Consider the following 13,001-nt stretch of genomic DNA (forward strand, 5'->3'; position numbering starts at 1 on the left):
GTGCGGATCACGCCGCCCGAGTGGGCGACCCAGCGGGGTGGGACGTCAGGAAGTGCCCCTTCCTGTGCACGAAGCGTTGAGAAGGGGCCCCTTTCGGACGGTCAGCCCTGGACGCCGAGGCGCTCCAGGACCAGCTCACGGACGGTCTTCGCGTCGGCCTGACCGCGGGTGGTCTTCATGACCGCTCCGACCAGCGCGCCGGCTGCGGCGACCTTGCCACTACGGATCTTGTCGGCGATGCCGGGGTTGGCGGCGATCGCCTCGTCCACCGCGGCGGTGAGCGCGCCGGTGTCCGACACGACCTCCAGGCCCCGGTTGGTCATGATCTCGGTGGGCGAGCCCTCGCCGTCGACCACGCCCTCCAGCACCGCGCGGGCCATCTTGTCGTTGAGCTTGCCGGCGTCCACCAGGCCCTGCAACTCGGCGACCTGGCCCGGGGTGGCGCCGATGTCGGCCAGCTCCACGCCGCTCTCGTTGGCCCGGCGGGACAGCTCGCCCAGCCACCACTTGCGGGCGGCGGCCGGGGTGGTGCCGGCGGCGACGGTGGCCTCGATCAGCTCGACCGCGCCGGCGTTCAGCACCGACTGCATGTCCAGGTCGGACAGCCCCCACTGCTGCTGGAGCCGACGCCGGTGCACCCGGGGCAGCTCCGGCAGGGTGGCCTTCAGCTCGGCGACCCACGCGGGGTCCGGGGCGATCGGCACCAGATCCGGCTCCGGGAAGTACCGGTAGTCGGTGGCGGTCTCCTTCGAGCGGCCCGGGGTGGTGTCGCCGGTGTCCTCGTGGAAGTGCCGGGTCTCCTGGGTGATCCGGCCGCCGGCGTCCAGCACCGAGGCCTGCCGGAGCATCTCCGAACGGACCGCCCGCTCCACCGAACGCAGCGAGTTGACGTTCTTGGTCTCGGTGCGGGTGCCCCACTCCTGTCCCGGCAGGTTGAGCGAGGTGTTCACGTCGCAGCGCAGCGAACCCTCCTCCATCCGCACGTCCGAGACACCGAGGGTGCGGATCACGTCCCGCAGCTCGGCGACGTACGCCCGGGCCACGTCGGGGGCGAGCACGCCGGTGCCCGGGATGGGCTTGGTGACGATCTCGACCAGCGGAATGCCCGCCCGGTTGTAGTCGACCAGCGACTCGGTCGCGCCGTGGATGCGGCCGGTGGCGCCGCCGACGTGCAGCGTCTTGCCGGTGTCCTCCTCCAGGTGCACCCGCTCGATCTCGATCCGCACCGTCTCGCCGTTGACCTCGACGTCCAGGTAGCCGTCGACGCAGATCGGCTCGTCGTACTGGCTGATCTGGAAGTTCTTCGGCATGTCCGGGTAGAAGTAGTTCTTCCGGGCGAACCGGCACCACTCGGCGATGGAGCAGTTCAACGCCAGGCCGATCCGGATGATCGCCTCGATGGCCGCCTTGTTGGCCACCGGCAGCGAGCCGGGCAGGCCGAGGCAGACCGGGCAGACCCGGGTGTTCGGCTCGCCACCGAAGTCGGTCGGGCAGCCGCAGAACATCTTGGTGTTCGTGCCCAGCTCGACGTGGGTCTCCAGGCCGATCACCGGTTCGTAGCGCGCGACGACCTCGTCGTACGCGGGCAGCGTCGTCGTCATCTGGGCTCCTGCCTCACAGTGCCGGTGGGGTGAACGTGCCGACCGCGGACTCCAACGCGGCGGCGACCCGGTACATCCGGTCGTCGGCCATCGTCGGGGCCATCACCTGCAGGCCGACGGGCAGCCCCTCGGAGAGGCCGCAGGGCACCGAGATGCCCGGCCCGCCGTACAGGTTGGTCGGGATGGTGAACAGGTCGGCCAGGTACATCTGGTACGGGTCGGCGGTGCGCGCGCCCAACGGGAACGCCACCGACGGGGTGGTCGGCGAGATCAGCGCGTCCACCCGCTCGAACGCGGCGGTGAAGTCCCGGGTGATCAGCGTCCGGACCTTCTGCGCCTGCCCGTAGTACGCGTCGTAGTAACCCGACGACAGGGCGTACGTGCCGATCATGATGCGGCGCTTGACCTCCGGGCCGAAGCCGGCCTCCCGGGTCAGCGACATGACCTCCTCCAGCGACCGGTTGCCGTCGTCGCCGACCCGCAGGCCGAACCGGACGCCGTCGAACCGGGCCAGGTTGGAGGAGCACTCGCTCGGCGCGATCAGGTAGTACGCCGGCAACGCGTAGGCGAACGTCGGGCAGGACACCTCGACGATCTCCGCACCCAGCTTCGCCAGCGCGTCCACCGACTCGCGGAACGCGGCCATCACACCCGGCTCGGCGCCCTCGCCGACGAACTCGCTGACGATGCCGAGCCGTACGCCGGTCAGGTCGCCGGTCGCGCCGAGCTTCGCCGCCGCCACCACGTCCGGCACGGGCTGCGGGATCGAGGTGGAGTCGCGCGGGTCGTGCCCGCCGATCACCTGGTGCAGCAGGGCCGCGTCGAGCACCGTACGGGCGCAGGGGCCGGGGGTGTCCAGCGACGAGGAGAAGGCGACCAGCCCGTAGCGGGAGGTGCCGCCGTAGGTGGGCTTCACACCGACGGTGCCGGTGACCGCGCCGGGCTGGCGGATCGAGCCGCCGGTGTCCGAGCCGATCGCCAGCGGCGCCTCGTACGCGGCCAGCGCGGCGGCGCTGCCGCCACCCGAGCCGCCCGGGATCCGGCTGAGGTCCCATGGGTTGTGCGTGGGGCCGTACGCCGAGTACTCGGTGGAGGAGCCCATGGCGAACTCATCCATGTTGGTCTTGCCGAGCATCACCATGCCGGCGGCGCGCAGCCGCTGCACGATCGTGGCGTCGTACGGCGGGCGCCAACCCTCCAGGATCTTCGACCCCACGGTGGTCGGTACGCCCCGGGTGGCGAGCACGTCCTTCACCGCGACCGGCACCCCGGCCAGCGGGCCCAACTCCTCGCCGGCGGCCCGGCGCTCGTCGACCGCGCGGGCCGCGGCGAGCGCGCCGTCGGTGTCGACGTGCAGGAAGGCGTGCACTCGGTCGTCGACCGCGGCGATCCGGTCCAGGTGTGCCCGGGTCACCTCGACGGCGGAGGTCTCGCCGCCGGCGACCAGGGCGGCGATCTCCGTCGCGGTCATTCTGGTGAGGTCACTCATGAGGCCACATCCTCGGTGAGAATCCGCGGAACGCGGAACCGCTGGTCCTCAGCGTCCGGCGCACCCGACAGTGCCTCCTGCGGGGTCAGGCACGGCGTGACCACGTCCTCCCGCAGGATGTTGGTCAGCGGCACCGAGTGCGAGGTCGGCGGGATGTCCGCCGCGGCGACCTCGCCGACCTGGGCGACCGCCTGGAGGATCACGTCGAGCTGGCCGGCGAAGGTGTCCAGCTCCTCCTCGGTGACGGCGAGCCGCGACAGGCGCGCCAGGTGCGCGACCTCCTCGCGGGAGATGGCGGCCATCCGTGCCCCCTTCTGATGTCCTGCTGGTCGGGCGGTGTGCCGGCCGCGCGACGGGTGAGCGTGACACGCGGTGACCGGAGCGAGTCTATTGTTCCGCTCCGGTGCCGCGTCCCCGACTCCCCCTCCGCCGACCCGTGCGCCGCGTCGACGGGCGGGTCAGCGGGGGGTACGAAGGCCGTTGTCCGGCTCCGGGCCGCCGGTCGGGCGGACCGGCCGGTACCGGGCCAGCCACGTGACCAGCTCCTCGGCGGGCATCGGTCGGGCGTAGAACCAGCCCTGCGCGGCGTCGCAGCCGGCGGCGTGCAGCATCCGCCAGGTCCGCTCGTCCTCCACACCCTCGGCGACCACCCGCAGCCCCAGCGCGCCGGCCAGCTCGATCATCGACCGGACGATCGCCGCGTCGTCGGCGTCGTCGGCCATGCCGAGCACGAACGAGCGGTCCACCTTCACCTCGGACAGCGGCAACCGGCGCAGGTGTTGCAGGGAGGAATACCCGGTGCCGAAGTCGTCCAGCGCGATGGCCACCCCGATCCGGTGCAGCCGGGAGATGGTGGCCAGCACCCGACGCGGGTCGGCCATCAGGGCACCCTCGGTGATCTCCAGTTGCAGTCGCTCGGCCGGCACCTCGTAGCGGGCCAGCCGGTCGGCGATCTGGTCGGCGATCTCGCCGGTGTGCAGGTCACGCACGCTCACGTTCAACGCGGCGCGCAGCCCGATGCCGGCCGCCGACCACTTGGCGAGCTGCTCCACGACGTCGTCGACCACCCGCCGGGTGAGCAGCCGCATCACCGCGCTCTGCTCGGCGACCCGGATCAGCTCCTCCGGGTCGACCATGCCCCGGCGCGGGTGCCGCCAGCGCAGCAGCGCCTCGACGCCTACCACCTCGCCCGTCGCGATGGCGATCTGCGGCTGGTAGTACATGGTGATCTCGCCGGCGTCGTCGGCCGGCTCACCGCCGGAGTGTGCCCACTCGGTCGGGGCGAGCGGTTGCTCCGGGGCGCCCCGCCCGATGTCGCGCCGCGGACCGGGACCGCCGTCGGTCAGCGCGGGGGCGGGCACCGCACCGCCGTTTGGCGATCGCCGCCCGCGCCCGCCGCCGGAGTGCCGGTCCCGGGCCGCACCCGGGCGGGTGCCGGTGACCGTGGCGCGGGCGTTCCGGCCACGGATCGGGTCGGCTCCGGTGGCGATCCGGTTGATCAGCTCGTCGGCGTGCACCACCTCGGCGTCGGGCCGCCGCCGGCGAACCCACCACCGGCCGCCGACCCGCCGCGCCGCGGCGATCACCGGTGCCGCGCCCGCGTGCGGCGCGGCCTCGGCGGGCAGGTCACCGGCGGGCAGCGCCGCACCATCCCCGCCGCGCACCTCTGCCGCCCCGAGGGGTACGTCGACAGCCCGCTCCGGGCCCACTGGCTCGACCGGCCCGGAATCCCGACGGTTCCCGTCGGCCTGTCCCGTCAGCTCGCCGTGTCGCGCTGGTTCGGCGTCGAGTCGCTCGTCGGCGGACGGGCCGGACTCCAGCACGCGGCGCAGGTCGGCGAGGAGGCCGAGCCGCTCGGCGGAGTTGTGGTCGGACTCCGGGGCGTAGAGCGCCACCGTGTCGTTGCGGTGCTTGGCGTCGTACATCGCCACGTCGGCGTGGCGCATCAGGGTGGCGAAGTCCTCGCCGTGCTCGGGGAAGAGGGCGATCCCGATCGAACCACCCACGTCCAGCGGCAGCCCGTCCAACGGCACCGGCTCGGCCAGCGCCCCGACCACCCGGTCGGCCAGGTCACGCGCCTGGCTCGCGTCGGTCAGCCCGGTCATCACGATGGCGAACTCGTCCCCGCCGAGCCGGGCGATCATCTGCGGCCGAGGCTCCACGTCGGTGAGCCGGGCGCTGACCTCGACCAGCAACCGGTCGCCCACGGCGTGCCCGAGCGCGTCGTTGACGTTCTTGAAGCGGTCCAGGTCGATCAGCAGCAGCGCCAGGTGCCCGTCCGGTTCCCCCCGGGCGGTCCGCTCGGCGTGCAGGTGCACCTGCTCCGCCACCTCGGTCAGCAGGGCCTTGCGGTTGGGCAGCCCGGTGAGCGGGTCGGCGGCGGCGAGGTGCTGCTGCTCGACGGTCAGCCGGGCCATCCGGTACACGGCGAAAAGCGGCACCAACACCAGCGGGATCAGCGCCGCGCTGACGCGCGCGGCGGCGACCAGCACCGGGGCGAGCAGCAGCAGCGAGCCGGTGGAGAGCAGTTCGAAGCCGAGGCCCTGCCGGACGGTGGGCCACCACCGGTCGCCGAAGCGCAGCCGCACCGCCCAGCTGACCAGCCCGTAGTTGACCACGAACCACGCCACCGTGGCGCCGCCGACGACGGCCACGTCGGTCCAGTGCAACCGGCCGCCCGAGAAGATGGTGCCCGGCCCGAGCTGGATGACCCCGTACGCGGCGGCGAGAGCGCAGGCGTACTGGCCGACGTTGAACGCGGTCCGCCACGCGGCGTGCCGCATCCGCCAGCCCGAGACGACCACCCCCACCGCCTGCACGGCGACCGCCGGGCCGAGCCCCCAGCCGAGCAGGATCGCGAAGGTGAAGCAGGTGGAGGGGAAGACCGCGGAGGACTGCCCACGCCCCGGGGGGACGAACGGGCGGGCATCGCAGACCACGGCGAGCGCGGCCATCGTCCAGAACGCCACCGGCAGCCGGGAGAGCTCGCCGGGGAGTGTCGCGAGTGGACCGGCGGCGGTCAACGCGGCGACCGCCAGGATGCCGAGGACGAAGCCGGCGAACGGCGCCACCCGTCCGGGAGGGACGAAGTTGCGCGGGTCGGCGACCTCCATCACACCTCCCGACCGACGGTCGGCGTGCCGGTGAGCACGCCGTGACCCAATGAAACGCCCTCAGCCCCGAGTTTCCCGGTATGACAGTCACGAATCGGTCGTAGTCGTAATTAAGTTGGTATGCGCGACCAGCCGGTGCGGCGAGACGCCGGCAGCGGTCAGCCCTCCAGCCGGGCAGCCCCCCGCGCGGCGTCCGGACCCGCGTCCAGCAGCAGCCGGAACCCGTCCTCGTCGAGCACCGGCACCTTGAGGCTGGCCGCCTTGTCGGCCTTGGACCCCGGGTTGTCCCCCACCACGACGAAGCTCGTCTTCTTGGAGACCGACCCGCTCACCTTGCCGCCCCGGCTCTGCACGGCCTCGGCGGCCTGGTCCCGGGAGAAGCCCGCGAGCGTGCCGGTCACCACCACGGTCAGCCCCTCCAACGGGCGCGGCCCCTCGTCGACAGCCTCCTCGGCCATCCGTACGCCCGCCTCGGCCCACTTGCGGACCACCTCGCGGTGCCAGTCCACGGCGAACCACTCTCGGATGCTGGCCGCGATGGTCGGCCCGACCCCGTCGACCGAGGAGAGCTCCTCCTCGCTGGCCGCGTCGATGGCCTCCATCGAGCGGAAGTGCCGGGCGAGCGCCTGGGCCGCGGTGGGGCCGACGTGCCGGATGGAGAGTGCCACCAGCACCCGCCACAGGTCGCGCTCGCGGGCGACCGCCAGATTGTCGAGCAGTTTGACCGCGTTGGTGCCGAGGCTGCCGTCCTTGTTGACGAAGAACGGGGACCGGGACAGCTGCTCGGCGTCGAGCTGGAAGAGGTCGCCCTCGTCGGTGATGATCTCCGCGTCCAGGAGCGCCCCGGCACCCTTGTAGCCGAGCACCTCGATGTCGAACGCGCCGCGGCCGGCCAGGTGGAACACCCGCTCGCGTAGCTGGGACGGGCAGCTGCGCGTGTTGGGGCAACGGATGTCGACGTCGCCCTCCTTGGACGGCGCGAGCGGGGTGCCGCAGGCCGGGCAGTTGGTCGGCATGACGAACGGCCGGGCGTCGGGCGGGCGCAGCTCGACCACCGGGCCGAGCACCTCGGGAATCACGTCACCGGCCTTGCGCAGCACCACCGTGTCGCCGATCAGCACACCCTTGCGCTCCACCTCCCGGGCGTTGTGCAGGGTGGCCAGTGCGACGGTGGAGCCGGCCACCCGCACCGGTTCGAGGACGGCGAACGGGGTGACCCGCCCGGTGCGGCCCACGTTGACGTCGATGTCGAGCAGCTTGGTGGTGACCTCCTCCGGTGGGTACTTGAAGGCGATCGCCCACCGCGGGGCGCGGCTGGTCGAGCCGAGCCGACCCTGGATGGAGACCGGGTCGACCTTGACCACCACGCCGTCGATCTCGTGCTCGACGTCGTGCCGGTGCTCCGCGTAGTAGGCGATGTATTCCGCCACACCGGCCAGATCCGGCACCACCCGCCACCGGTCGCTGGTCGGCAGCCCCCACGCCTTCAGCGCGGTGTACGACTCGGACTGCGCCGTCGGCTGGAACCCGCGACGGGCGCCGATGCCGTGCACCACCAGGCGCAGCGGCCGGGAGGCGGTGACCCGTGGGTCCTTCTGCCGCAGGCTGCCGGCGGCGGCGTTGCGCGGGTTGGCGAAGGGTGCCTTGCCCTGCTCGACCAGACCCGCGTTGAGGTCGGCGAACGCGGCGATCGGGAAGTAGATCTCGCCCCGGACCTCCAGCAGCTCGGGCACGTCCGGGAATTCGGCGGACGGGGTGAGCTGGCTGGGCACGTCGCGGATGCTGCGCACGTTGGCGGTGACGTCCTCGCCGGTGCGGCCGTCACCACGGGTGGCCGCCCGAACGAGCCGGCCGGCCTCGTAGGTCAGGTTGATCGCCAGCCCGTCGACCTTCAGCTCGCAGAGGTAGGGCACCGGGCCGCCGGCATCCCGCTCGACCCGCTCGGCCCAGGCGGACAGCTCCTCGTCGGCGAAGGCATTGTCCAGCGAGAGCATGCGCTCGGCGTGGGTGACCGGGGTGAAGTCGGTGGAGAAGGTGCCGCCCACCCGTTGGGTCGGCGAATCCGGCGTGCGCAGCGCCGGGAACTCCTCCTCCAGCGCCTCCAGCTCGCGCAGCTGCTGGTCGAACTGGGCGTCGGCGATGGTCGGCGCGTCCAGCACGTAGTAGCGGTACTGGTGCTCGGTCAACTCGCCGCTGAGCGTGGCGTGCCGCTCCCGCGCCTGCGGCGTCGGCTCGGCGCCGGCCGCCGCCTCCTGCGCCGGGCTGACCTGTTGGCCGATCTGCTCCTCGGACACACCGCCACCTTCGGACACGCCTACGACCTCCCTGATCACGCTACTCCCGCACGGTATCGGGCCGGTCAGACAATCCGTCGGCCACCCGCGCCCACCGGCCGCGCCGTTGACGGGCGGCAAGGTCGACGGCGTGCGAGGATCGCCGGACGACGGTGGCCGGTGGGGCCACCGGAAGGCGGAGGTACCGATGCCCGAGGCCCTGCTCTGGGCGGTGGCGATCCTGCTGGCGGTGACCGCCGGCTGGGCGTGGAACAGCTGGCGGCACCGGGTGGCGAACCGGCGGTCGGGCACCCGGCCAGGCCGGGGCGCCACGGCGCGTACCGGTGGCCGCCGCACCACACCGCCCCGGCCGCGCGGCGGCGACCGGCCCGCCACCAAGCCCCGGTCGCGCGACACCGACCGGGTGACCGGCAAGCCGGCCCCGGGCGAGATCTGGTGGGCCGACGTGCCGTACGCCGACGACAGCGGGTCGAAGGTCCGGCCGTGCCTGGTGCTGCGCGCCGACTCCCGGGGCGCAGACGTCCTGAAGATCACCAGCCAGGACAAGAGCGACCGGGACGACCACGTGCGCATCCCCACCCGGGACTGGGACCCGGGCGCCGAGCACGACAGCTACCTGAGCCTCACCGAGCCGGCCCGGATCAGCTCGGCCGCCTTCGCCGACCGTGCCGGCAACTGCGACGGCGACCTGTGGCGACGGGTCCGCAGCCTGCACCACCTGCCCACCCGCTGACCGTCCCCCACCCGGCGATCCCCCGGGGCGGGGCACGCCCCCGCCGCCGAACGGGATCAGTCCCAGGCCGCGCCGAGCGTGGCGAGCTGGTCGGCGTACTCGATGCGGTCGACCCAGGCGGGTGGCCAGGCGGCCATCCCGGCGGCCGCACCCACGAAGGCGCCGGCCAGGGCGGCGATCGAGTCGGAGTCACCGGCGGTGGTCGCACCCCGGGCCAGTGCCGAGACCGGGTCGTCGGCGTGCCGTACCGCGCAGAGCAGAGCGGTGGCCAGCGCCTCCTCGGCCACCCAGCCATCCCCGGTGAGCCGGCACGGGTCAGCGCCATCATCCGGTTGTCCCAGCGCGGTCGTCAGTCGCCCCAGCACCGCCAGGCACTCGTCCCAGCCCCGGGCGATGAACTCCTCCGGGGTACGGACCCCGGGGCGCTGCCAGAGGTCACCCAGCCACTGCTCCCGGTACACCCGGCGCTGGGTGCGCGCCCGGTCGATAAGAATCGCGGGAAGCTCGGCGAGCGTGGCGCCCCCGCGCAGTGCGAAAACCGCGTACGCGGTGAGCTCGCTGGCAGCCAGCCCGGTCGGGTGGCCGTGCGTCAACCCGGCCTGTAGCTGGGCCAACCCGGCCAGCGTGTCCAGGTCCACGTCGAGCAACCCGACCGGCGTCACCCGCATGTTGGCCCCGCACCCCTTCGACCCGGCGACCGTCGCCTCCTGCCAGCGGAGCCCACGACCCAGCTCGGCGCAGGCGCGCAGGCAGGTCATCCCCGGGGCCCGGTTGTTGTCCGGGCTGATCGCCCAGGCCAGGAAACGCCGCCGCAGCAGCGGCTCCACGACCTCCGGGGTGAGCGACGGCGCCTCGTGCAGCGCCCAGCCCAGCGCCAGCGCCATCTGGGTGTCGTCGGTGACCAGCGCCGGCTCGCCGGACAGCTCCCGCGGACCGGTCGGGCCGTACCGTCGCTCGATCTCGGCGACGGTCAGGAATTCGGTCGGCTTGCCCAGCGCATCGCCGTAGGCGAGACCGAAGAGCGACCCCGAGGCGCACAGCGGAGAGTTGTGGATCACGGCGGCCATGATGCCCGGCCGCCGTGATCCACGCCAGGCTCAGTCCCAGCAGAGGCAGAACGGGTGGCCGGCCGGATCGGCGTAGACCCGCCAGCCTTCGCCCTCACCCGGCAGCCGTCGCGCGCCGAGCGCCAGCGCCGCCTTCTCGGCGGCCTCGACGTCGGTCACTGTCACGTCGATGTGGAACTGCTGCGGGCGCTCCGGATCAGGCCAGGCCGGCGGACGCAGGTTGAGCGCCCGCTGGAACGCCAGCCGGGGCTGCTGCCCGGGCGGGCCGCCCAGCACCACCCATTCGTCGTCGGAGTCGCCCTCGGCCAGAGACATGCCGAGCAGCTCCGCGTAGAACGCGGCCAGCGCCCGCGGATCCGGGCAGTCGATCACCACGGAACGTAGCTGTCCAATCATGACGCTCATCCTGCCCACCAATTACGACAGGAAACCTCAGTCCTCGACGAGGCGCCGGCCGGCGTCCCGGCAGGCGGCCAGCACCGTCCGGGCGTACTCCGGGGTGGCGCCGGCGAGGCCACAGGCCGGGGTGACCACCACCTGCTCGGCGAGCTGTCGACGGGGGAAGCCGAGGCGGTCCCAGAGCTGGCGTACCCGATCGGCGATCTGGGCGGAGGTCGGCGCCGGACCGGTCGACGGCGGCCGCGTCGGCGCGGCCCCGGCCAGCAGCCCGAGGCCGGCGTCGATCGCCTCGCCCAGCGGGTCCAGCTCGGTGAGCAGGCCCAGGTCGAGGGCGACTGCGGCAGCGCCGGTCGACCGGATCAGCTCCAACGGCACATCCGGGGCGCAGCAGTGCACCACGGTCGGGACGCCGACCGCTTCGACGACCGTGCGCAGCAGCGCCGCCGCGTCCGCCGACTCCACCGCCCGGTACGCGCCCAGCCCGCTCTCGGTGGGCACCCGCCCGGCCAGCACGGTCGGCAGCGACGGCTCGTCCAGTTGGAGCAGCACCGAGGCGTGGGGCAGTTGCCGGGCAACCGCCGCGACGTGCACGCGTAGCCCTTCGGCGAGGGAGTCGGTGAGATCACGGACCGCGCCGGGGTCACGCAGCAACCGGCCGCCGATCGGCAACTCCAGCGCGGCGGCCAGGGTGAGCGGGCCGCCGGCCTGCACCTTGATCGGGCCGGCGTACTCCTCGGCCTGCTCGGCGAGCTGGTCCAGATCGCGTTCCAGCAGGTCGCGCGCACGGCGCAGGTCACGGCCCGGGCGCGGGGCGACCCGCCAACGGCCCGCGTACAGCTCGACGGGCAGCTCGACCAGCATTCCGGCGGTGCGACCGATCAGGTCGGCCCCGGGGCCGCGAGCCGGCAGCTCGGGCAGGTGGGGCAGCGCCGGAAGCTCGCCGAGGACCACCCGCTGGGCCTCGGCGATGTCGGTGCCGGGCAGCGAACCGATACCGGTTGCCGCGCCGGCCGGCCAGGGCCACGCCTGATCTGTCACGGCCGAAGGGTATCCGGTGCGCGAAATGCCCCGGGCTGCGACGGCCACCTCGCCGGCCCCGGCTCCCGGCGGCCGCTCAGCGCCGGGTCAGCCGGTGATGGTGGCGGAGCCGAGAACCACGTCGCCGGCCGGGTCCGGCCGGTACGCCACCACGGCCTGACCGGCGGCGACACCGCGGACCGGCCGACGCAGCTCGGCGTGGAGCCGGTCGCCGTCGAGGGCCACGGTGGCCGGCACCACCTCGCCGTGCGCGCGCAGCTGCACCTCGCACTCGACCGGCGCGTCCGGACGCGGGCCACCGGTCCAGACCGGCCGCTCGGCGTGCACCTGGAACACCTCCAGCGCCTCGGCCGGGCCGACCGTCACCGTGTTGGTCTTCGGCGTGATGGAGAGCACGTAGCGCGGCCGCCCGTCCGTGGCGGGTCGGTCCAGGTGCAGCCCGCGACGCTGGCCCACGGTGTACGCGTACGCGCCGGTGTGGCTGCCGACCACCGCGCCGGTGCTCGCGTCCACCACGTCGCCGGGCGCCGCACCGAGCCGGCCAGCCAGGAAGCCCCGGGTGTCGCCGTCGGCGATGAAGCAGATGTCGTGCGAGTCCGGCTTGTCGGCCACCGCCAGGCCACGCTCGGCGGCCTCCACGCGGACCTGCGCCTTGGTCGAGTCGCCGAGCGGGAAGATCGACCGGTCCAGCTGCTCGCGGGTGAGCACGGCCAGCACGTACGACTGGTCCTTGGCCACGTCGACGCTGCGCCGCAGCAGCCCGTCCGGGCCGAGCCGGGCGTGGTGGCCGGTCACCACCGCGTCGAAGCCCAGGGCCACCGCCCGGTCCAGCACCGCCGTGAACTTGATCTTCTCGTTGCAGCGCAGGCAGGGATTCGGCGTACGGCCTGCCGCGTACTCGGCCACGAAGTCGTCCACCACGTCGGCGTGGAACCGGTCGGCCATGTCCCAGACGTAGAACGGGATGCCGATCACGTCGGCCGCCCGCCGGGCGTCCCGGGAGTCCTCCAGCGTGCAGCAGCCACGCGCCCCGGTCCGGTAGGTCTGTGGATTGCGAGCCAGCGCCAGGTGCACGCCGGTCACGTCATGCCCGGCCGCCACCGCCCGCGCCGCCGCCACGGCCGAGTCAACCCCGCCCGACATAGCCGCCAACACCCTCACCAGCCCACTCCCTTCCCTCCCCCAGCCTATCCACCCACCCAACCCACCCCCATCCCCGCCACAACACCCCGCCCCCGCTCCGTCGATCATGGAGTTGTGGTGGGGG

Annotated in this window: 10 protein-coding genes; 1 reads left to right on the top strand and 9 read right to left on the bottom strand. The window is 73.5% G+C overall.

Annotated features, from left to right (window positions below; translation table 11 throughout):
• Positions 1-101 precede the first annotated feature (101 nt).
• From gatB to ligA, 5 genes are all read right to left on the bottom strand, one after another.
• The gene (gatB, locus tag ACFY29_RS34155; protein WP_386992793.1) at positions 102-1,601 is read right to left on the bottom strand and encodes an Asp-tRNA(Asn)/Glu-tRNA(Gln) amidotransferase subunit GatB; all 1,500 of its coding nucleotides are present in this window, start codon (positions 1,599-1,601) and stop codon (positions 102-104) included.
• 13 nt (positions 1,602-1,614) lie between these two features.
• Positions 1,615-3,090 (bottom strand): Asp-tRNA(Asn)/Glu-tRNA(Gln) amidotransferase subunit GatA, encoded by a 1,476-nt coding sequence (gene gatA / locus ACFY29_RS34160; protein WP_386992795.1) that lies wholly within the window; start codon positions 3,088-3,090, stop codon positions 1,615-1,617.
• On the bottom strand, positions 3,087-3,392 hold the full coding sequence (gene gatC, locus ACFY29_RS34165; RefSeq protein ID WP_328424332.1) for an Asp-tRNA(Asn)/Glu-tRNA(Gln) amidotransferase subunit GatC: 306 nt from the start codon (positions 3,390-3,392) through the stop codon (positions 3,087-3,089). The genes gatA and gatC overlap by 4 nt, the downstream gene beginning before the upstream one ends.
• Before the next feature lie 156 nt (positions 3,393-3,548).
• Positions 3,549-6,203 carry a putative bifunctional diguanylate cyclase/phosphodiesterase gene (locus ACFY29_RS34170; RefSeq protein ID WP_386992797.1) on the bottom strand — a complete coding sequence of 885 codons (2,655 nt, stop codon included), beginning with the start codon at positions 6,201-6,203 and terminating at the stop codon, positions 3,549-3,551.
• Positions 6,204-6,361: 158 nt separating this feature from the next.
• Positions 6,362-8,497: an NAD-dependent DNA ligase LigA gene (gene ligA, locus ACFY29_RS34175; protein WP_386992799.1), complete on the bottom strand. Its 2,136-nt coding sequence runs from the start codon at positions 8,495-8,497 to the stop codon at positions 6,362-6,364.
• Positions 8,498-8,684: 187 nt separating this feature from the next.
• Between ligA and ACFY29_RS34180 the strand changes: the two genes are divergently transcribed.
• Positions 8,685-9,230: a type II toxin-antitoxin system PemK/MazF family toxin gene (locus ACFY29_RS34180; RefSeq protein ID WP_386992802.1), complete on the top strand. Its 546-nt coding sequence runs from the start codon at positions 8,685-8,687 to the stop codon at positions 9,228-9,230.
• A 56-nt stretch (positions 9,231-9,286) separates the two neighbouring features.
• Here ACFY29_RS34180 and ACFY29_RS34185 read toward each other — a convergent pair whose 3' ends face one another.
• From ACFY29_RS34185 to mnmA, 4 genes are all read right to left on the bottom strand, one after another.
• Positions 9,287-10,297, bottom strand: a complete 1,011-nt coding sequence (locus tag ACFY29_RS34185; protein ID WP_386992804.1) for an ADP-ribosylglycohydrolase family protein — start codon at positions 10,295-10,297, stop codon at positions 9,287-9,289.
• Positions 10,298-10,327: 30 nt separating this feature from the next.
• A complete protein-coding gene (locus ACFY29_RS34190) occupies positions 10,328-10,693 on the bottom strand; it encodes a VOC family protein (RefSeq protein ID WP_386992989.1) in 366 nt (121 codons plus the stop codon).
• Between the two features lie 36 nt (positions 10,694-10,729).
• Entirely contained in the window at positions 10,730-11,734 is a 1,005-nt protein-coding gene (locus ACFY29_RS34195; protein WP_386992806.1) for a methionine synthase, read from the bottom strand.
• 87 nt (positions 11,735-11,821) lie between these two features.
• On the bottom strand, positions 11,822-12,895 hold the full coding sequence (mnmA, locus tag ACFY29_RS34200; RefSeq protein WP_386992808.1) for a tRNA 2-thiouridine(34) synthase MnmA: 1,074 nt from the start codon (positions 12,893-12,895) through the stop codon (positions 11,822-11,824).
• Positions 12,896-13,001 lie beyond the last annotated feature (106 nt).

The sequence above is a fragment of the Micromonospora sp. NPDC000668 genome, assembly GCF_042897975.1.
GTDB lineage: Bacteria > Actinomycetota > Actinomycetes > Mycobacteriales > Micromonosporaceae > Micromonospora.